Below are 22,490 nucleotides of genomic sequence, written 5' to 3' on the forward strand. Positions count from 1 at the left end.
GTGGGGCCCGGGGCCGGGTTTCAGGCCCGCGGCGCCGGGGATTCCGGAGGGCCGGGCAGTGCGCCGGCCCGGATGCGGTGGAACTGCTCGATGACGCCGACGGCGGGCCGGTGCGAACGGGTGGTGGCGAGCAGACTGGGTGACTGGTCGCCGACGAAGTGCCGGCAGACGCCCTTGTGCGCGTCGTAGGTGGCGTCCAGGGCCGCCCGGAAGTCCGCCAGCGCGGCGGGCCGACGGGCGGCCAGCCAGGACCAGGCGGCCCGCGACGAGCCCAACGCGCGGACCAGGGCCTCGTGGTCGCGCCAGCGCAGACCGCTCATCTGCGGCGGGGCGACAGGCGGCATCAGCGTCGGCCTGATCTCCTCCTGGTACTGGTCCTCGGTGGCGTCCCCGGCGAACCGCAACGCGGCGCGCGAGGCCCACATCACCCTGGTCGCGGTGGCCGCCGCGGCGGCCGCCGTCTCCTCGTCGCCGTCGCCGGCCGCCGCCGTCAGGCTCGTCAGGGCGAGCGTGCAGCCCTGGGCGAACGCCATGAACACGTGGTGGCCGCGGACCCAACGCCGCAGGCCGTCGAGCGGCTTGCGAGCGCCGGTGCCGGTGGGCTCGGGGACAGCCGGCGGCTCGGACACCACGCACGGCTCGGCTGCCCAGCGCAGCAGGACGTCGAAACCGCCCATCAGGTCGCGCCACTCGGTGCCGTCCAGACCGGTCCCCTGCTCGTCGGCGAGTTCCAGGGCGCCGTGGGCGGCGTGCAGGAGCGCGGCGGCGAGAAGGGCGAGCGGGTCACCGTGGCGGCGCTCGATGCCGAACGCCAGGTCGTTGTCCCGGTTGGGCCGGGACTCCTGCGGATCGTCGCGGACCGGGGTACTGGGGACGGGGCCCAGGCAGTCCCGGGCCGTCTGGGTGGCGGCGACCAGGCGAGGCAGGCCGGTCCGCGCCGCGGGCTCGAACAGCCCGGCGGTGTGTGCGGCCAGACCGGTCCGCCGGGCGGCAGCCCGGATCTCGGCCGCCGTGGTGGGCAGGTCTTCCGGGCGGGCCATGGGGAACGGGGTGGTGGCGACGTGGTGCAGGTAGTCGGTCATCGGGCCTCCTGCGCGTTTGCGTCGTGGGGGCGCTGAGCGCCAAGGACCGGGACGGGGCGTCCGGGCCGGAGCGGGTGCCTGGGGGCCGGCGCCTGTGGTCCGGACCGCAGGAGCACCCCGGAGCACTCCGCCGCCTCCACATCCCCTCGCCTCACTTGGACTTGAGGAGCGGGGCGCCCAAGGGGAGGCGCTTGGCGCCGGTCGCGCCGTGCATGGCGCTGGCGAAGATGTACATGCCGATCGCGATGAACAGGAACATGCTGGTGATGCCCACGTAGATCAGCCAGGGGTCGCCCGGCTTGGTGGGGTGGTTGATGGTCTGGTCGATCGCCTGGTTGATGGAGCCGAACAGGACGAGCAGGGTCACGTCGACCACCACGAACAGGATGGTGAACGCCCGGGGCAGCCGGAGAGTGGTGAGCGTCAGCAGGACGATCACGATCGCCCACACCAGGACGAAGTTGGCCGTTGCCTGGCGCTGCTCGACGTTCTCGAACTCGCCCATCCAGTTGTTGTTCAGCGCGATGCTGAGCACCGAGAAGCTGAGCCAGAACGTCCCGAACAGGCCGTACACCGCGGCGAATACACCGTCTCCCAGTCGCATCGACCAGCCCGCGGCCATCAGCAACAGGACACTGCTACTGAATACCATGATGGGCAGCGAGGAAACCAGGGAATTCGCCGGAATGCTGATGTCCTTCAAATAGAAGGCCAGCGAGAGGGACCCGATCAGGAAGCCGGCGAAGCCCAGCATGGTGGCCTGCGGCGAGCGCGTCCCCGACCACCCGTCCGTACCGGCCGGCGCGACCTTTTGCGCGGGGGCCGGGGCATGTCCGGGGGCAGCGGCCCCCGCGACGTCGCGTATCTCTGTCTCCTGCTGCTTCATCGCATTCTCCTGACGCTGTGGAGGGTTCTGTCGGGGGAAACGGGACGGCACGCGCCGCCCGCCCGGGCTATCCGGCCTGGTCCGCACGGCCCCTGACCCGGCGGATGCGGGGTATGGCGGCCGCAGCCGACCAGGCGGCCTGATCGGGCAGCCGTCTGGCGAGCGCGGCGACGGTGGGGTGGTCGAAGATGAGGCGGAGCGGAACATCCGTCCCGGTACGGGCCGAGAGCCGGCTCATCACGCGGCTGGCGAGCAGGGAATGTCCGCCGAGCCCGAAGAAATCATCCTCGGCGCCGATTTCGGGCAACCCCAGCACCTCGCACCAGATATCGGCCACCAATTTCTCGGTGGGGGTGGCCGGCGGCCGGCTCGGTGGGGCGTCGTCACCGCGACGATGCGGTTCGGGGAGGGAGGCGCGGTCGATCTTCCCATTGGGGAGGAGGGGAAATACGGGGAGTTCGAGGAATACGGTGGGGACCATGTGGCCGGGGAGCCAGGCACGGGCGTGCGCGGCCAGCGCGCGGCGGTCGATGCCGGCGGGCGGGTCGGCCGGGGCGGTCGCATCGGCTGGATCCGCCGGATCCGCCGGATCGGCCGGGCCGGCTGGGATGACGTATGCCACCAGGCGCAGCCCGTCCGACGCATCCGGGCGGGCCACCACCACGGCATCCGCCACCTGCTCCGCGCCCCGCAACGCGTTCTCGATCTCACCCAGCTCGATGCGATGGCCGCGGATCTTGACCTGACTGTCGGCTCGCCCCAGGTAATCCAACTTGCCATCGCTGCGCCAGCGCACCAGGTCGCCCGTCCGGTACATGCGTTGACCTGAAGCCTCGGTGGCGAGGGGGTCCGGCAAGTACCGCTCCGCGGTCAGCCCCGGGCGGTCGTGATAGCCACGCGTCACCCCCGCGCCCGAGAGGTACAACTCCCCCACCGCACCAAGAGGAACAGGACGCAACCCCTCATCCAGCACATACACCGACGTCCCATCCACCGGCACACCGATCGGCGTCCGCTCGTCGGAGACGTCCGTGACGGCGTGCGTCGAGTACGTCGTGTCCTCACTCGGACCGTAAAGGTTGTTCACCACCTCCACCGCCGGATGCGCGTACAAGTCCCGCACCAGGGCGGGCGAGAGCGGCTCGCCGGCCAGGTTGACCGTCCGCACGGACGCCGGAATCGCGTCCGCAAGCAACAACTCCCGCGCCACCGAAGGCACCGTGTTCAGCAGCGTCACATCACCGTAGCGGTCAGGATTCTCCAACAAATCCAACGCACTGTCCGGCGCCAGGACCACCGTCCCACCCACCGACAACGGCGCGAAAATCTCGAACACGGACAGGTCGAACGACACCGAGGTCGACGCCAGCGTGCGGGACAATGCCCCACAGAAAACCCTGCCCGCCCACGACAACATCGCCGACACCTGACGATGCTCGATCACCACACCCTTCGGCCGCCCCGTCGAACCCGACGTATAGATCACATACGCCACATCGTCCGCGCAGCCCACGGCGGGCGGACGATCCACCCGGTCAGCGGCACTGGACGCCACCTCCCGAAGGACCACCGAAGCACCCGAATCCTCCACCATGAAGGCGATCCGCCCCGCCGGATAACCCGGATCCAACGGAACGTAACCCGCCCCCGCCTTCAACACCCCCAGCAACGCAACGACCAGATCCAACGAACGCGGCAGGCACACCCCCACCACATCACCAGGCCCCACCCCAGCACCCCGCAGACGCCAGGCAACACCATTGGCACGCGCCTCCAACTCCCCATACGACAACACACCATCCACCGCACGCACCGCCACCGCACCCGGCGAACGACCCACCTGCCGCTCCACCCACTCCGACAACCGAACCGCCGGACCAGGCAGTGCCGACGACGACGTGGACAGCTCTGTACGCCGCTCGCGCTCCTGGGCGCCGGCCACGTCCAACTCGGCGACACGGGTGTCGGGTTCGGCGGCCAGAGCATCGATCACGCTGGCCAGCCGGTGGGCGATCAGCCGTGCGGTAGTGGGGTCGAAGAGGTCTGTGTTGAAGGCGAGATGGCCGGTCACGGAACCGTCGCGTTCCTCGGCCTGGACGACCAGGTCGTACTGGGCGGTGCGCGGCGGCACGGCGACCGGACGTACGCACAGGCCCGGCAGCCGGTAGGGAGGAGGAGTGCCGTTGAGGGCGAGGAGGACCTGGAACAGTGGGCTGCGGCTCCGGTCGCGTTCCGGGCGCAGTTCGCGCACCAGTGCCTCGAAGGGAACGCGTTGGTGCCTGCGGATGTCGTCCACCACGTCGTGTGCCTGGCGCAGCGCCTCGGCCAGCGTCATGGTGGGTGCCGTACGCAGCCGCAGCGGCAGGGTGTCGACCACGAACCCCACGACGTCGGTGGTGGCGGGGTGGTCACGGCCGGCGGCCGGGCTGCCGAGGGTGATGTCGTGGTGGCCGGTGAGCTTGGCGAGCACGAGGGTCAGCGCGGTGGCCAGGACGGTGAAGGCGGTGGTGCCGGCGGCCCGGGCCGCGATGTGGAGCGCGTCGGCCGGCAGGTCGAGCGGCACGGTGTCGCCGCGGTAGGTCTGCCGCGGGGGGCGGGGGCGGTCGGTGGGGAGGGCCGGGGAGCCGGCCCCGGCGAGATGGGCGCGCCAGAAGTCCAGGTCCGTGCACGCGGTGGTGCGTTGCCAGTGCGCGAAGTCCGCGTACTGGACGGCCGCCGGGACGGGACCGGCAGCCGGGATCGCCGGGCGGGCGGCGGGAACGGCGGGGGACCGGGTCAGCGCGCCGTAGTACTCCGCGATCTCCCGAAGCACGAGGTCGAGGGACCAGCCGTCGGCGACGGCATGATGCAGGCTCATGATCAGCACGTGGTGGTCCGGTGCGGTGCGGACCAGGGTGACGTGCCACAGCGGTCCGGCGCTGAGGTCGAACGCGCGGTACGCCTCCTCGGCGACCAGCGCTTCCCAGTCAGGGGTCGCCACCTCCGTCAGCGGCACGTCCGGGTCGGGCGACACGATCTGGCACACGTCGCCGTCCACCTCGCGCAGCGAGGTGCGTAGGGCCTCGTGACGTTGCGCGGTCCACCGCAAGGCGGTGCGCAGGGCGGCCGGGTCCAGGGGGCCGTCGAGTTGGGCGGCGCCGCGGAGGTGGTAGGCCAGGTTGGCCTGCTCGTCCAAGCGGCACAGGACCCACAGGCGCTCCTGGCCGGTGGAGGCGGGGAGCACCACGGTGCCGTCCGGGGCCGGGGTACGGTCGAGGACGGGGATGGCGTCGGCCGCCTGGCGGTCGTTCGCGGGGAGCTGGCCCGTCGGGAGGTGCCTGGCGAGTGCGGCGACAGTGGGATGGTCGAAGACCAGGCGGACTGGGACGGCCGCACCGGTCGCCGCGGCCAGGCGGTGCGCCAGGCGGACGGCCAGGAGCGAGTGCCCGCCGACGGCGAAGAAGTTGTCGTCGGCGCCTATGTCGGTGACGTCCAGGACCTCGCGCCAGGCATCGGCCACCAGCTGCTCGGCGGCGGTTGCGGGGGCACGGCGATCAGTCTGGCCCGCGCAGGCATCGGGCTCTGGGAGCGCACCCCGGTCGATCTTGCCGTTGGGGAGGAGCGGGAATGCGGCCAGCTGGACGAAGGCGGTGGGGACCATGTGGCCGGGGAGCCAGGCACGGGCGTGCGCGGTCAGCGCGCCGCGGTCGATACCGGCGGGCGGGTCGGCCGGATCGGTCGCATCGGCTGGATCGGCCGGGATGACGTATGCCACCAGACGCAGCCCGTCCGACGCATCCGGGCGGGCCACCACCACGGCATCCGCCACCTGCTCCGCGCCCCGCAACGCGTTCTCGATCTCACCCAGCTCGATGCGATGGCCGCGGATCTTGACCTGACTGTCGGCTCGCCCCAGGTAATCCAACTTGCCATCGCTGCGCCAGCGCACCAGGTCACCCGTCCGGTACATGCGTTGACCTGAAGCCTCGGCGGCGAACGGGTCCGGCAAGTACCGCTCCGCGGTCAGCCCCGGACGCTCGTGATAACCACGCGTCACACCCGCCCCGGAGAGATACAACTCCCCCACCGCACCAAGAGGAACAGGACGCAACCCCTCATCCAGCACATACACCGACGTCCCATCCACCGGCACACCGATCGGCGTCCGCTCGTCGGAGACGTCCGTGACGGCGTGCGTCGAGTACGTCGTGTCCTCACTCGGACCGTAGAGGTTGTTGACTACCTTCACGGCCGGATGCGCGTACAAGTCCCGCACCAGGGCGGGCGAGAGCGGCTCGCCGGCCAGGTTGACCGTCCGCACGGACGCCGGAATCGCGCCCGCAAGCAACAACTCCCGCGCCACCGAAGGCACCGTATTCAACAACGTCACATCACCGTAGCGGTCAGGATTCTCCAACAAATCCAACGCACTGTCCGGCGCCAGAACCACCGTCCCACCCACCGACAACGGCGCGAAAATCTCGAACACCGACAGGTCGAACGACACCGAAGTCGACGCCAGCGTGCACGCCAACGGACCCAACACACCGCCGGGGAACGCACGACCCGCCCACGACAACATCGCCGACACCTGACGATGCTCGATCACCACCCCCTTCGGCCGCCCCGTCGAACCCGACGTATAGATCACATACGCCACATCGTCCGCGCAGCCCACGGCGGGCGGACGATCCACCCGCTCGCCGGCCGCGGCCACCTCCGCCACGTCCCGGATCACCACCGAAGCGCCGGCATCCTCCAACATGAACGCCACCCGCTCAGCGGGATAGCCCGGATCAACAGGCACATAACCCGCCCCCGCCTTCAACACCCCCAGCAACGCAACGACCAAATCCAACGAACGCGGCAGACACACCCCCACCACATCACCAGGCCCCACCCCGGCACCTTGCAGGCGCCAGGCAACACCATTGGCACGCGCCTCCAACTCCCCATACGACAACACACCGTCCACCGCACGCACCGCCACCGCACCCGGCGAACGACCCACCTGCCGCTCCACCCACTCCGACAACCGAACCGCCGGACCAGGCAGTGCCAACGACGACATGGACAACTCCGCACGACGCTCGCGCTCCTGGGCGCCGGCCACGTCCAACTCGGCGAGGGGCGTGTAGGGGGCGTCGGCCAGGGCGGAGACGACGACGGCGAGGCGTTCGGCGAAGAGTCGCGCGGTCGGTTCGTCGTAGAGGTCGCGACTGTAGGTGAGGTAGCCGGTGAGGGCGGTGGCGGACTGTTCCAGGTGGAGGGAGAGGTCGAACTGGGTTTCCGCCGGGGGGACGTCGAGCCGGGAGACCGTGAGCCCGGGGAGTTCGAGCGTGCGCGGCGGGGCTTCGTTCAGGGCGAGCATGACGTGGATCAGTGGGATGTGTGCGTGGTCGTGCGGCGGCGCGGCGTGGCGCACGATCTCCTCGAAGGGGGTCTCGGCATGGCGGTGGGCCGCGGCCAAAGCGTCGTGGGTGTCGCGCAGGGCCGTGTCGAGGGTCGTGTCCGGTGCGGTCGTGCGGCGGAGCGGCAGGGTGTTGGTGAAGAAGCCCAGGATGTCTGCGGTGTCCGAGTGGGTGCGTCCGCTGGTCGGAATGCCGATGGTCACGTCGTGGCTGCCGGACAGGGCGCTCAGGAGGACGGTGACGGCGGTGGCGACCACGGCGAATTCGGTGGTGCCGGTGTTCCGGGCGAGGCGGCTGATGGTTTCCGTCGGGAGGGAGAGGGGGACGGCGGCGCCCTTATGGGTCCGGCCGGCCGGTCGGGGGTGGTCGGTGGGGAGGTTCAGAACGGGGGCGTCCGCGAGACGGCTGCGCCAGTACGCAAGTCCCTCCTGGTCGGTGGGGGTGGGGTCCTGCCAGTTGGTGAAGTCCGCGTATTGGAGGGTCGGGGCCTCGGGGAGGGGCCGGCAGGCCACCAACGCCGCGTAGAGACGGGTGAGTTCGTCCAGCAGGAGGGTGAGCGTCCAACCGTCGGCGATGACGTGGTGCAGGGACAGCAGGAGCAGGTGAGCGTCGTCGGCCGTGCGGACCACGCGGGCGCGGAACAGGGGGCCCTCGGCCAGATCGGTGGTCGACTTCCGCCACTGAGCGAGGAGTTCGGCCTCGGTTGCCGCACCGGGGATGTGCCTGTCCGGGTCCGGCGGTACGGGGAGGGTTTCCGGGGCCGGGTCCGCCTGCCAGGTGGGATGGATGACTTGGACGATGTCGCCGTCCATCTCCTGCAGCGTCGTGCGCAGCACCTCGTGCCGGCGGGCGGCCTCCCGGAGGGCCTCGGCGAGGAGGCCCGCGTCGAGGGGGCCGGTGATTCGTGCGGCACCGTTGAGGTGGTAGGCGAGGTTGGCGCGCGGGTCCAGGGCGCATTCAAGCCACAGTCGCTTCTGCCCGGTGGAGGCGGGGAGGGTGACGGTGCCGTCCGGGTTGGGCACGCGTGGCGCCGGGGGGATGGGTCGGTGGTCGCACTGGGGGGCGTCCGCTCGCGGGAGGTGCCTGGCGAGTTCGGCGACGGTGGGGTGTTCGAAGAGCAGTCGGAGGGGGACGTGAGTGCGGAGGGCGTCGCTGAGCCGGTGGGCGACCCGGGTCGCGAGCAGGGATTGGCCGCCCAGGCGGAAGAAGTTGTCGTCGGCGCCGATGTCGGTGACGTCCAGGACCTCGCGCCAGGCATCGGCCACCAGCTGCTCGGCGGCGGTCGCGGGGGCACGGCGATCAGCCTGACCGTCGCCGGCATCGGGCTCCGGGAGCGCACCCCGGTCGATCTTGCCGTTGGGGAGGAGGGGGAACGCCGGCAGCTCGACGAAGAGGCTCGGGACCATGTGGCCGGGGAGCCAGGCACGGGCGTGCGCGGTCAACGCAGCCTGGTCGATACCGGCGGCCGGATCAGTCGGGCCGGTCAGGGCAGCCGGATCGGCCGGAGCGGCCAGGCCAGCTGGGATGACGTATGCCACCAGGCGCAGCCCGTCCGCCGCATCCGGGCGGGCCACCACCACGGCATCCGCCACCTGCTCCGCGCCCCGCAACACGTTCTCGACCTCACCCAGCTCGATGCGATGGCCGCGGATCTTGACCTGACTGTCGGCTCGCCCCAGATAGTCCAACTGCCCGTCGCTGCGCCACCGGACCAGGTCACCCGTCCGGTACATCCGCCGACCCGGCCCGGAGGCGGCGAACGGGTCCGGCAAGTACCGCTCCGCGGTCAGCCCCGGACGCTCGTGATAGCCACGCGTCACCCCCGCCCCGGAGAGGTACAACTCCCCCACCGCACCAAGAGGAACAGAACGCAACCCCTCATCCAGCACATACACCGACGTCCCATCCACCGGCACACCGATCGGCGTCCGCTCATCCACCGGATCCGTCACCGCATGCGTCGAGTACGTCGTGTCCTCACTCGGACCGTAAAGGTTGTTCACCACCTCCACCGCCGGATGCGCGTACAAGTCCCGCACCAGGGCAGGCGAAAGCGGCTCACCCGCCAGGTTCACCGTCCGCACAGACGCCGGAATCGCATCCGCAAGGAACAACTCCCGCGCCACCGAAGGCACCGTGTTCAACAACGTCACATCACCGTAGCGGTCAGGATTCTCCAACAAATCCAACGCACTGTCCGGCGCCAGAACCACCGTCCCACCCACCGACAACGGCGCGAAAATCTCGAACACCGACAGGTCGAACGACACCGAGGTCGACGCCAGCGTGCGGGACAGTGCCCCACAGAAGACCCTGCCCGCCCACGACAACATCGCCGACACCTGACGATGCTCGATCACCACACCCTTCGGCCGCCCCGTCGAACCCGACGTATAGATCACATACGCCACGTCATCAACACCAACGGAACCCACCACCGACGGACGATCCACCCGCTCGCCGCCCGCGGCCACCTCCGCCGCGTCCCGAATCACCACCGAAGCGCCGGCATCCTCCAACATGAACGCCACCCGCTCAGCGGGATAGCCCGGATCAACAGGCACATAACCCGCCCCCGCCTTCAGTACGCCCAGCAACGCAACGACCAGATCCAACGAACGCGGCAGGCACACCCCCACCACATCACCAGGCCCCACCCCAACACCCCGCAAACGCCAGGCAACACCATTCGCACGCGCCTCCAACTCCCCATACGACAACACACCGTCCACCGCACGCACCGCCACCGCATCCGGCGAACGACCCACCTGCCGCTCCACCCACTCCGACAACCGAACCGCCGGGCCTGGCAGCTCCCACGAGGGTGCGGACAGCTCGTGGAGGCGGGCGCGTTCCGCGGGGGGCAGGGTGTCGAGGTCGGCCAGGGTGCGGTCGAGGCCCGGGCCGGTGTGCTCGGTGAGGGCGGCCAAGGTCGTGGTGAAGCGCTCGGCGAGCAGGGCGGCGGTGGCGGCGGAGAACAGGTCGGTGTCGTAGCCGAGGAATCCGGTGTATCCGGTGTCGCCCTGCCAGAGGTACAGCTCGCAATCGTGGCGGATGCCGGTGGGTGCCATGGACAGGGAGCGGACGGGCAGGTCGCCCAACTGGATTTCGGGGGGCTGGGGTTGGAGGACGAGGAGGACGTCGAAGAGGGAGGCGCCGGTCTGTTCCGTCTCCCCGACCACGGCCTCGAAGGGGACGTGGGTGCGGCCGTAGGCGTCCAGGCAGGTGTCGCGGACCGCGTGCAGGGCGTCGCGGACCGTGCGGGCCCGGCTGGTGTCGGTGCGCAGGGCGAGCAGGGTGGCCAGGGGTCCGATCGCGCCGGGGGCGCGGTGCCGGGCGCGGGTGGCGATGGGTGAGCCGATGGTGAGGTCGGCGTGGCCTGCGGTGCGGGCGAGGGTGAGGTGGAAGGCGGTCAGCAGGACCATGAACGGGGTGAGGTGCTCCGCCTCGGCCAGGGCGTGGACGCGCTGGAGCAGGTCGGGGCCAAGGGTCAGGGGGGTCTGTGCCGAGCGGAAGCGGCGGGCGGCGGGGCGGGGCCGGTCGGTGGGCAGGGCGAGGGGTGGTGCGCCGGCCAGTCGGTGGCGCCAGGCGGCCAGGTCCGCGGCGGAGGGAGTGGCGGTGTGGGCGGGGAAGGGGGTGGCGGGGGGCAGGGGGTTTCCGGCGTAGAGCGCGCTGAGTTCGGCGAGGAAGACGCCCAGGGACCAGCCGTCGGCGATGAGGTGGTGGGCGAGGAGTTGCAGGCGCGCGGTGCCGTCGGCCAGGGTCCAGACCGCGACCCGCCAGAGGGGGCCGGTGGCCAGGTCCATGGGTTCGGCGGCCCGGGCGTCCGCCTGGGCCCGGGCGTGGGCGCGTCCCGCGGCCGGGCCGAGGTGGGTCAAGTCGGTGGTGGTCAGGGCGGGTTCGGCGTGCGGTGCGGTGACACAGGCGGTGCGTTCGTGATGGGGGAAGGTGGTGCGGAGGAGGGCGTGGCGTCCGGCCAGGGCGGTGAGCGCGGTCGCCAGCCGGCCGGTGTCGAGCGGTCCGGAGACCTCGGCGTCGAAGCGGAGGACGTTGACGGCCGTGCCGGGGTTGATCTCCTCGAAGAGCCGCAGTCCGAGCTGGATCGGGGTGACCTCGGGGTCCGCCGGCCGCTGCGGCCGGGCGCGCCAGCGCGCGAGCAGGGCTCGGCCGAGATCGGCGGGGAACGGGGAGCTGTCGGGCACGGGGTCCTCCAGGTTCCTGGCGGTGGGCGGCGTCAGGCGCGGGTGGTGGGGAGCAGTGCCTTGACGCGTGCCATGGCGCGGGCGGACGGGACGCCGTCCTCGGCCCACCGCTGGGACAGGCGGGCGGTCAGCTCGCGGGGTGACTGGGCCTGGAGGACGTCCTCGACCGGGACCGGCAGGGTGAGCGCGTCCTCGACCACGGCGGCGATCTCGGCGGCGCCCAGGGAGTCCCCGCCGAGGGCGGCGAGGGTGTCGTCGGGGCCGCAGCGCGGGACCTGGCAGACCGCGGCGAAGACGGAGGAGAGGAAGGCGGCGAACAGATCGGCCTCCGCCCGGGCGGTCGCCGCCGGGTCGACGGCGACGGGCTCGCCGCGTAGTTCGCCGGCCAGGTAGCGGGTGCGGGCCAGGGAGTGCTGGACCTTGCCGCTGGTGGTGCGCGGGATGGTGCGGGGCGGGCAGAGCACGACGGTGTGCACGCGGGCGCCGGTGGCGGTCAGCACGCGGGCGCGGAGGTCGGCGGCGAGCTGTTCGGTGTCCCGGTCCCGGCCGGCGAGTTCGACGGCCAGCACGATCTCCTCGTCGGGGCCGGTGAAGGCCGCCGCGGTGGGCCGGATCGCGGGATTGTCCGCGACGGCGGCAGCGCACAGGTCGTGGGCGTGGTGGTTGACGCCGTTCTGGATGAGGACGTCCTTGCGCCGGCCGGTGACGACGAGGTGGCCCTCGCGCAGCCGGCCGAGGTCGCCGGTGCGCAGGTACCGGTGGCCACCGAGGGTGCCGAAGAGTTCGCCGTCGGAGGTGCCGGTGCTGTTCCAGTAGCCGTTGCTGATGCTGGGGCCGCGGACCCACAGCTCGCCTTCGGTGCCGTCGGGGACGGGGGTCGAGGTGGCGGGGTCCACGGCGACGAGGTCGTGGCCGGCGATCACCGGGCCGCAGTCGATCCGGCCGTCCGCCTCGGTGTCGTCCCGGCGGCCGGTCCAGTGCCGTCCGGTGACGATCAGGGTGGCCTCGGCCAGGCCGTAGCAGGGCAGGAACGCCTGGGGGCGAAAGCCGTGCGGGGCGAAGCGGTCGGCGAAGCGGGTGAGGGTGGCCGGGCGGACCGGTTCGGCGCCGTTGAACGCCAGCCGCCAGGTGCTCAGGTCCAGCCCGGTGAGGTCGGCGGTGCCGGCCCGGCGCAGGCACAGGTCGTAGGCGAAATTCGGGCCGCCGGTATGGGTGATGCCCAGTTCGCTGATCTGCCGCAGCCAGGCGAGCGGGTTCTTGAGGAAATGCACCGGTGACATGAGGCGGACCGGGAATCGACCGTGGACCGGTGTGAGGATGAATCCGATGAGCCCCATGTCGTGATAGGGCGGGAGCCAGGAGACGACCCGAGCGGATTCGTCGAGCTGGAATACCTCGGTAATGGCCTTGATATTGGCGAGCAGATTGCGGTGTTGCAGTACGACGCCTTTGGGCGCTCCGGTGCTGCCGGAGGTGTACTGGATCAGGGCGGTGTCCCCGGGTGCGGGGGCGGTGGCCGGGAGGCGGTCGAGCGGGTCGCCGGCGGGCGGTGCGGGGCGGGCGGCCGCGCCCTCGCCGGGGGCGTCGTCGAGCGTGACCACCCGGGGCAGGCGCTCGGCGGGGAGGCCAGCCGTGAGCAGGCCGAGGACGGCGGGGTCGGCGAGCAGAGTGGTGGCGCGGGAGTCGGCGAGGATGCGGGAGAAGCGGGCCGCGATGCGGTCGGAGGAGCCGAACAGCGGCGGGTAGGCGGGGACCGCGGGGACACCGGCGAGGAAGCAGGCCCAGACGGCCACCACGAAGTCCAGCCCGGGCGGGTAGAGCAGCAGGGCGGGCTCGGCTCGGGCGGGGTCGGGGCGGAGCGCCGGGGCGACCCGGGCGGCCCGGGTCAGCAGCTCGTGGTAGGTCAGGGTGTCGACGCGGCCGTCCTCGTGCAGGAACTCGTAGGCGGGCTGCGCACCGTGGGTGGTGGCGTGCTCGACGAGGAGGTGCACGAGGGTGCGGGGAGCGGGGATCGACATCGGCTTAACTCCCTTACCGTGGCCTTTTCAGCGCCGGGGGCAGGTGCTCGGAGCGGGATCGCAGGACGGCGGGGGCAAGCCGGCCGGGCCTGTCGCAGCAGCAATTTAAAGGGCGGTTCTCTCGTTCGGCTCTCACATCCATACCGCTCGCCTCTCAGGCTGTTATGGGGTTCTTGACGCGGCCTCCGGTGAAACTGGTAGGCATTGTTCGCCGCGCTGCGACCCGGTCGGTGAGCCCATCCCGGCGGTGTTGATCCAGCGCGTTTCCGCGTTTTCCGTGCGTCATCCCGAGGGAGGTACGCGTGCGCCCGGTCCGGATGAATGCGAAGTGGTTCAGGTCATTCGGGGAGGTGGCCGATCCGGTGTGCGAGGTGGTGTGTTTCCCGCATGCCGGGGGCGGTTCCTCGGCGTTCCGGACCTGGCACCGGCACGCCGCACGGACGAAGGTCACCGCCGTGCAGCTGCCCGGCCGCGAGGACCGGCTCGGGGAGCGCCCGCACCGCGAGATGGCCGCGCTGATCGCGGAGCTGGCCGCGGCGGCCGGACCGCTGACCGGGCGTCCGTACGCGTTCTACGGGCACAGCATGGGCGCCCTGGTGGCGTTCGAACTGACCCGTGCGTTGCGGGAGTCGGGGCTGCCGCTGCCGGTCGCACTGTTCGTGGCGGGCCGGGACGCCCCGCAGTTCCGGGACAGCGAGCAGGTGCACCACCTGCCGCGGGACGAGCTCCTGGGCCGGCTGCGTGCCTGGGACGGCCTGGGCCCGGCGGACCTCCCGGAGTACGCCGAGGTCATCGAGCTGATGCTGCCCACCACTCGGGCCGATCTGACGCTGGCGGAGACCTACCGGTATCGCCCGGGGCCGCCGCTCCCGGTGCCCGTGCGGGTGCTGCGCGGGGCGCGGGATCCGCTGGTGCGGGCCGGGGACGCCGGCTGGGCCGGCCAGACGTCGGTGGACTGCGCGGTGCGCGAGTTCGCCGGCGGCCACTTCTTCGTACAGGACCACGAGAGCGGTGTCGTGGTGTTCGTCGAGACGACGCTGACGGCGTTGCTGAGTAAGGGGGCGCGGACCCGATGAGCAGTTCCTCCTATGTGGGCGGGGTCGGCAGCGGGGGGTCCCGCGACTACAGCGACTACTTCGTCCTGCCGGCGGCGCCGGCGCAGCGCAGCCTGTGGTTCGTCTGCCAGCTCGATCCCCGCGCGAATGCCGCCTACAACGTGCTCAGCGCGGTCCGCCTGTCCGGGGAGCTGGACGTGGTGCTGCTGCAGCGGGCCGTGAACGCGGTGGTGGCCCGGCACGAGAGCCTGCGGACCGGGGTGGGCCTGGTGGAGGGCGATCCGCGGCAGCTCGTCCTACCGGAGGCCCTGGTCCCGCTGCCGGTGGTGGACTGCTCGGAGCTGCCCGCCGGGGAAGCGGCGAAGCGGGTGCAGCGGCTGGCGCGGGAGCAGGCGGCGCTGCCGTTCGCCCTGGACGCGCCGCCGCTGGTGCGGGTGGTGCTGGTGAAGGAGGCGGCGCGGCGGCACACCCTGCTCGTGACGGTCCATCACCTGGTGTGCGACAGCTGGTCGATGGACGTGTTCTACCGCGATCTCGCCACTGCCTACGGGGCGCTGTGCGGGGGCCGGGACGCCGGACTGCCGGAACTCCCGGTGCAGTACGCCGATTACGTCGGCTGGCTGGAGGGCCGGCTGGCCGAGGGGCAGTTGGACGAGTTGCTGGCGTACTGGCGGGGCGCGCTGGCCGGCACGGTGCCGCTGGAGCTGCCGGTGGACCGGCCGCGCGAGCAGGGGCGGGGTGGCGACGGGGGCCGGGTGGAGGCCCGGCTGACGCCGGCGGAGGCGGCCGGGCTGGAGGACCTGGCGGCACGGACCGGCGGGACGCCGTTCATGGTGCTGCTGTCCGGCTTCATGGTGGCGCTGGCCAGGGTCACCGGTCAGGCCGACGTAGCGGTGGGCACGCCGGTGGCCGGGCGGCACCATCCGGATGCCGAGGAGTTGGTCGGGTTCTTCGCCAACACGTTGGTGCTGCGGGCCAGGTTGCCGCTCCGGGAGGGGTTCCCGGCGGCGGTCGCAGCGGTGCGGGACGTCTGTCTGGGGGCGTTCTCGCACGACCGGATGCCGTTCGACCGGCTGGTGCAGGAGATGCGGCAGACCCGCGCACTGGACCGCAATCCGCTGTTCGACGTGATGTTCTCGATGCCCGGGGCGCCCGCGGCCGGTGCGGAGCTGCCGGGGCTGACCATGGCACAGGTCGAACTGGACCGCGCGGCGGCCAAGTTCGACCTGTGGCTGACCGTGCTGCCCGACGGTGCGGGGCTGCGGCTGCAGCTCGACTACGACCGCGGGCTCTACGCCGAGGCGACCGCGGCCCGGATCGTGGAGCTGCACCGGTCCGTGCTGTTGGCGGCCCTGCGGGAGCCGGAGCGGCCGGTGGGGGCCCTGCCGGCCGGCGGCGGGGAGCGGGCGGTCGAGCGCGGTCCGGCCACACCGTCCGCCGACCGCACCGTGCTGGAGCTGCTGGCCTCCCGCGGCGGGGACGAGGTGGGGCTGTCCGCGGCGGACGCCGTGCTGACCCTCGGTGAGCTGCGGGACTGGGCGGGTGATCTGGCCGGGCGGCTGCGGGCGGAGGGGATCGCCGGGCCGGGGGTCGTGGTGGCCACGCCGCCGGTGGCGTCCGCCGCGCTGATCGCGGTGGTCCTGGCGGTGTTCGAGGTGGGGGCCGTGCCGGCGTACGGCCGGCGGCACGACCGGGCGGGGGCGTTCGTCCGGCGGGCGGAGGACGAGCCCGGCGGCTGGCTGATCACGACGGGCCCGCGGTTCGACCCGGTGGAGCCGGGGCCCCCGCCCGGTCCGGACTCTCCGGCGTGGCGGCTGGAGCGCCCGGGGCCGGAGGGTGCCGCCGTCCTGTCGCACCGTGCGCTCACGGCGGGGCTGACGGCCGTGGCGGACCGACTGGCGGTGACCGTGGAGGACGACATCCTGCTGCTGGCGGGCAGCGCGCCGCCGTCGCCGGTGGAGCTGCTGATGCCGCTGGTGCGGGCGCGCAGTCTGATGCTGTCCGGGCTCAACGCAGCACCGAGCGGGCCGCCGGCGGCGTTCGTGCTGGCCGACGCGCCGACCTGGCGGCGGGCGCTGACCGACGGCTGGGCGCCGCCGGCCGGGACCCGGCTGGTGTGCGTGGCCGGGGCACCGGCCCCGGACCTGGTCGAGATGCTGGGGCGCACCCGGCACGAGGTGTTCGTCGGGCGCGCCGCTCCCCCGCCGCTGGCCGCGCCGGTCGCGCTGGCACCGCCGGCGGACGGCGCCGGCCGCCGCCTGGGGCCGCCCCTGGCCGGTACGACGCGGTATCTGCTCGACGCGCTGGGCGGGCCCGTACCGCCCGGGACGGTGGGTGAGCTGCACGTCGCCGGCGACGCGCACCCCGCCGTACCGACCGGGCTGCTGTGCCGGCGTTCCGGGGACGGTGGGCTGGAGGTCGTCGGGCCGGCCGAGGGGCGGCTGTTCCTCGGCGACGATCTGGTGGACGCGCGGGCGGTGGCGGCGGCGCTGACCGGTTTCCCCGGCGTGCGGGACGCGGCGGTGGTGGCCGACGACGGCCGTCTGATCGCCTGGTTGGTCCCGGACGGTACGGTGCCGGCGGGCTCGGCGCGCGAGCGGGAGGCCTTCGCCGCGGAGGTGCGGCGGCGCGCCGGGGCGGAGCTGCCCGGGCCCGAGGTGCCCGCGGTGTGCGGTGTTCTGCCGGCACTGCCGGTGGACGCCGCCGGGCGGATGGACCGGGCGGCGCTGCCGGCGCCGCCGCCCGCGCCGCGGGGCGCGGTGCACGAAGTGCCGCCGCGCAACGGCGTGGAGCGGCGGGTGCTGACGCTCTTCCAGGACGCGCTACCGCTCCGGACGGCCGGGGTGCACGCCGACTTCTTCGGACTCGGCGGGCACTCCCTGCTCGCCGCCAAGCTGCTCAGCCGGGTCCGCGCCGAATTCGGCGTGCAGGTGCCGCTGCGCGACTTCTTCCGGCTGCCGACCCCGGCCGGGCTGGCGGCGGCCGTCGAGAAGCTGGAGCGCGCCCGCGACCAGCGGACCACCGCCGGCGACGCGCGGCTCGCCGAGCTCGCCGGGATGTCCGACGACGAGATCGACCAGTTGCTGCGCCATCTGAACTGACCACCCGAAACCACGAGGAGCCAGCCATGGGCATCGACGACGCCGACACGGTCTTCCAGGTCGTCACCAACGAGCAGGACCAGTACTCGATCTGGTTCGCGGACCGGGCGCTGCCCGCGGGCTGGTCCGCCGCCGGCCCGACCGGGACCAAGCAGGAGTGCCTCAAGCACATCGAGAAGGTCTGGACCGACATGCGCCCCCGTTCGGTCCGTGAACGCTCTGCCTGACCGCATCGACGCCTAGGACGGGAGTCCACCACATGAGCAGGCAGCACGAGATCAGTTCCCTGACGCCCGACGAGAAGCGCGCCGTCCTGGCCGGTCTCCTGGACGGTTCGGCCAACGCGGTCACCAGCAACCTCACCCTGGAGCAGCGCCGACTGTGGCTGCTGGTCCAGCTCGACGAGAAGCGGCCGTGGCAGACCAGTACCGCGGTGCGGCTGTCCGGCCGGACCGATCCGGCCGCCCTCCAGCAGGCGCTGGCGGCGACGGTCCAGCACCACGAGGTCCTGCGCACCACCTTCCGCACGGTGGACGGCCACCCGCTGGCCACCACCAAGCCGGTGGCGTCGCTGCGGCTGCCGGTGGTCGAACTGGACCCCGAGCGGCTGGACGCGGAGCTGGCACGGGTCGCCGAGGCCGAGGCCCGCACCCGGTTCGACCTGGCCCAGGGTCCGCTGGTGCGGGCGAGCCTGCTGCGGCTGGGCGAGGAGGACCACATCCTCGTTCTGACGGTGCATCAGCTCGTCGCGGACCGGCCGTCGGTGCGGCTGTTCACCGACGAGATCCTGACCCGGTACGCCCAACTGCTCGGCGCCCCCGGGGAGGTCGCCGCCCGGCCCGCCGACGTCCAGGAGCTGGGGGCCGCCCAGCGCGCCTGGATCGCCGGCGACGACGCGGAGAAGGACATCGCGTACTGGCGCGGCCGGATGGCGGCGCTGACGACGCTGGAGCTGCCCACCGACCGGCCGCGCCCGCCGGTGAAGACCATCGACGCCGACGCGGTGACCGTCGCGGTGCCCAAGGCCCTGCACACCGCGCTGGACGCCTACGCCGCCGGGGCCGGCCACACCCTGTCCGGGGTCCTGCTCAGCGGTTACGCGGCGGTGCTGTCCCGCTATGCCCAGCAGCTGGACTTCGCGATCGGCGTGCCGGTGCCCCCGGCGTGGCAGGACGGCGCCGCCGACCTGGTCGGACCGCTGGAGAACACCCTCCCGCTGCGGTTCGCACTCGACACCGGCGAAACGCTGACGGGGCTGGTGCGGCGCGCCGAGACGGTGCTGGCCGAGGGGCTGGGGCACGCGCGGCTGCCGTTCGAGCAGATCGTCGAGGCCGCCCAGCCGCTGCGTGACCTCAGCCACACCCCGCTGTTCCAGGTCTTCTTCGGCTTCGAGGAGCAGTGGAGCCGGCGCGAACTGCCCGGTGCCACCGCCCGCCCGCAGGAGCTGCGCACCACCTGGACCCCGCACGACATCGACCTGTACGCGGTGCGGCGCGACGGCGCGCTGGCGCTGCGCGCCCAGTACAACACCGGCCTGTTCGACCGCGACACCGTCGAGCGGCTGCTGCACCGGGTGCTGCTGCTCCTGGAGGCGGCGACCGCCGAACCGGACCGGCCGCTGGCCGACCTCCCGCTGCTGAGCGACGAGGAGCGGGCGCGCCTGACCGCCTGGAACGACACCCGCACCGGGCACGACGGCCCGGCGACCCTCCACGCGCTGGTCGAACAGGCCGCGGCCGCCCACCCGGAGGTCCTCGCGCTGTCCTCCAGCTCCGCGGAGCTGAGCTACGCCTCGCTGGACCTGCGCGCGGAGGCGCTCGCCGCGGAGCTGGCGGCGCGCGGGGCGGGCCCGGAGAGCCGGGTCGGGGTGCTGAGCGACCGGTCGGTGCACGCCGTCGTCGGTCTGCTGGGCGTGCTCAAGGCGGGCGCCGCCTACGTCCCGCTCGACCCGTCCTATCCGGCCGACCGGATCGCGATCATCGCGGAGGACGCCGGGGTCTCGCTGGTCGTGGGCGGGCCGGAGCCCCTGGCCGGGCTGTCCGGCAAGCTGTCCGGCCTGGAGCAGCTCGCCATCCCCACGGCGGACCCGGAGCGTCCGGTCAGCCGGCCCCCGGTGCGGGTCGCCCCGGACGACCTCGCCTACATCATCTACACCTCCGGTTCCACCGGCCGGCCCAAGGGCGTGGCCGTGGAGCACCGCCAGATCGTGCACTCCACCCTGGCCCGGTCGGCCTGCGAGGCACCGGGCCGGCCCGAGCGGTACCTGGTCCTGGCCCCGCTCACCTTCGACGCCTCCGGCGGCGGCCTGTACTGGACGCTCCGCCGCGGCGGCACGGTCGTGCTGCCCAACGAGGCCGAGGTGCTGGACCCGCGGCTGCTCGGCGACCTGATCCGCGCCAAGTCCGTCACCCACGTCGACGGGGTGCCGTCGCAGTACGCGGTGCTGCTGGAGACGGAGCCGGAGGCGTACGCGTCGGTGCGGACGACCGTGCTCGCGGGCGAGCTGCTGCCGCCGGGCCTGGTCGCCGAGCACTTCCGCCGCGCGCCGGGGGTGGCGCTGTTCAACGAGTACGGGCCGACCGAGGCGACCGTGTGGGCGTCGGTGCACACGGTGTCCCCGGCGGACGGCGAGGGCAGCCGGGTGCCGATCGGCCGGCCGATCCCCAACGCCCGGATCCACCTGCTGGACAAGCACTTCCACCGGGTTCCGCCGGGGGTCCCCGGCGAGCTGTACATCGGGGGCGCCGGCGTGGTGCGCGGCTATGTCAACCGGCCGGGGATGACGGCCGGGAGCTTCCTGCCCGACCCGTTCTCCGGGGAGCCGGGGGCTCGCCTGTACCGCACCGGCGACCTGGCCCGGTACCGCGCGGACGGCACCGTCGAGTTCCTGGGCCGCGCCGACACCCAGGTCAAGATCCGCGGTTTCCGGATCGAGCTGTCGGAGATCGAGAACGTCCTGCTGCGCCATCCGCTGGTGGCCGAGGCGGTGGTGACCGCGCGGGAGGACCAGCCTGGCGTACCGCGGCTGGTGGCCTACGTGGTGCCGGTCGTCGGCCGGGTGCTGACCCAGGAGATGCTGGTCAAGCACGTGCTCGGTCAGGTGCCGGACTACATGGTGCCGAGCGCGTTCGTGACGCTGGAGCGGATGCCGCTCACCCGGAACGGCAAGATCGACAACGCTGCGCTGCCCGCGCCCGAGGATGCCTCGCCCGGCGACTACGTCGAGCCGAGCACCCAGCTGGAAGCCGAAATCGCCGAGACCTTCAGCTCGCTGCTCGGGGTGCACCACGTCAGCGCCACCGCCGACTTCTTCTCCCTGGGCGGCAATTCACTGCTGGTGGCCCGGCTGACCGCGCAGCTGTCCCGCCGGCACGACGTGGCCCTGCCGGTGGAGCAGATCTTCCGGGTGCCGACCGTGGCCGGTATCGCACAGGCCATCGAGGAGGACCGGCGGCAGCGCGACAACGTCGACAGCGAGGTCCTGTACGCCCAGCAACTGGCCGAACTGCACGACGAGTTGCGACTGCCCGAAGAGATCGCCCCGGGCGACCTGCCGCACGCGCACTGGTTCGAGCCGCGGCACGTCCTGGTCACCGGCGGCACCGGCTACCTGGGCGCGTTCCTCGCGGTGGAACTGGTCCAGCGCACGAACGCCACCGTGCACTGCCTGGTGCGCGCCGAGAACGAGGACGCGGCCTGGGAGCGGATGGAGGAGAGCCTGCGCACGTACGCGGCGTGGGACGAGTCCTACCGGTCCCGGCTGCGGATGGTGGTGGGCGACCTGGCCCGCCCCCGGCTGGGCCTGGACGACGAGGACTTCGCGACGCTGGCCGCCGACCTCGACGCGATCTACCACAGCGGCGCGGTGGTGAACTTCACCTACCCCTACGAGGCGGCCCGACCGGCCAACGTCGAGGGCACCAAGGAGGTGCTGCGGCTGGCCACCACCACGACCCTGAAGTCCGTCCACTTCGTCTCCAGCGTGGACGTCTTCATGGGCACCGGCGCCGAGCGGCCGTTCACCGAGAAGGACCTCGACGACCGGCCGATCCGGATCCCCACCGGCTATCCGCGGAGCAAGTGGATCGCCGAGAAGATCATGTACATCGCCCGGGAGCGCGGCATCCCGGTCACCGTCCAGCGCCCGTGGATGATCACCGGCCACACCGACACCGGCGCCTCGCACCACACCGACTACCTCTACGTCTACCTCAGGGGCTTCCTCGACCTGGGCGTGCTGCCGCTCTACAACGACGTCATCAACGCGGTGCCGGTGGACTACACCGCGCAGGCCATCGTCTACACCTCGCTGCGCGCGGAGAACTTCGGCAAGAACTTCAACATCACCAACCCGGCGCCGACCACGATGCAGCAGTGCTACCAGTGGCTGCGCTCGTTCGGCTACGACCTCAACGTCGTCGACGAGGAGGAGGCCCGCCGACAGGCGCTGGGCGTCGACGAGGACCACGTGCTGTTCCCGATGACGCCGCTGCTGCGGGTCGCCTCGATGCGGCACGCGGCGCTCGACCCGGAACTCCAGAAGCGGGTCAACCCGATGGACGAGTGCAAGGTGCTGACCGCCGCCCTGGAGGGCTCGGGGATCAGCTGCCCACCGGTCAACGAGCAGTGGGCGCACTCCTGCTTCCGCTTCCTCGTCGACGGCGGCTACCTGCCCGCGCCCGAGGACGTCGTCCCGCAGGGCACCGGCGGCCGGCCGGCCCGAGGGGAGGACGCGTGAACGCCGCACCACTTCCAC

The 22,490-nt window shown here is 72.5% G+C and carries 8 protein-coding genes; 4 read left to right on the top strand and 4 right to left on the bottom strand.

What is annotated here, in order from left to right:
• Positions 1-20 precede the first annotated feature (20 nt).
• From ABD385_RS12570 to ABD385_RS12585, 4 genes are all read right to left on the bottom strand, one after another.
• The gene (locus tag ABD385_RS12570) at positions 21-1,082 is read right to left on the bottom strand and encodes a hypothetical protein (RefSeq protein ID WP_344575253.1); all 1,062 of its coding nucleotides are present in this window, start codon (positions 1,080-1,082) and stop codon (positions 21-23) included.
• A gap of 151 nt (positions 1,083-1,233) precedes the next feature.
• Positions 1,234-1,968, bottom strand: a complete 735-nt coding sequence (locus ABD385_RS12575) for a GPR1/FUN34/YaaH family transporter (protein ID WP_344575254.1) — start codon at positions 1,966-1,968, stop codon at positions 1,234-1,236.
• A gap of 67 nt (positions 1,969-2,035) precedes the next feature.
• On the bottom strand, positions 2,036-11,560 hold the full coding sequence (locus ABD385_RS12580; RefSeq protein WP_344575255.1) for a non-ribosomal peptide synthetase: 9,525 nt from the start codon (positions 11,558-11,560) through the stop codon (positions 2,036-2,038).
• 32 nt (positions 11,561-11,592) lie between these two features.
• Complete coding sequence (locus ABD385_RS12585; RefSeq protein WP_344575256.1) at positions 11,593-13,578, bottom strand: AMP-binding protein; 1,986 nt, start codon at positions 13,576-13,578, stop codon at positions 11,593-11,595.
• Positions 13,579-13,928: 350 nt separating this feature from the next.
• On the opposite strand from ABD385_RS12585, the gene ABD385_RS12590 reads away from it, so the two are divergent.
• From ABD385_RS12590 to ABD385_RS12605, 4 genes are read left to right on the top strand one after another with little or no spacing between them, the layout of a single operon-like run.
• A complete protein-coding gene (locus ABD385_RS12590; RefSeq protein WP_344575257.1) occupies positions 13,929-14,654 on the top strand; it encodes a thioesterase II family protein in 726 nt (241 codons plus the stop codon).
• Positions 14,651-17,734 carry a condensation domain-containing protein gene (locus tag ABD385_RS12595; protein ID WP_344575258.1) on the top strand — a complete coding sequence of 1,028 codons (3,084 nt, stop codon included), beginning with the start codon at positions 14,651-14,653 and terminating at the stop codon, positions 17,732-17,734. Before ABD385_RS12590 ends, ABD385_RS12595 begins: the two co-directional genes overlap by 4 nt.
• 26 nt (positions 17,735-17,760) lie before the next feature.
• Positions 17,761-17,961, top strand: a complete 201-nt coding sequence (locus ABD385_RS12600) for an MbtH family protein (protein ID WP_344575259.1) — start codon at positions 17,761-17,763, stop codon at positions 17,959-17,961.
• 32 nt (positions 17,962-17,993) lie between these two features.
• Positions 17,994-22,472, top strand: coding sequence for a non-ribosomal peptide synthetase family protein (locus ABD385_RS12605; protein ID WP_344575260.1), 4,479 nt, complete (start codon positions 17,994-17,996; stop codon positions 22,470-22,472).
• Positions 22,473-22,490: the final 18 nt, after the last annotated feature.

The organism is Streptomyces lunalinharesii, assembly GCF_039532155.1.
GTDB lineage: Bacteria > Actinomycetota > Actinomycetes > Streptomycetales > Streptomycetaceae > Streptomyces > Streptomyces lunalinharesii.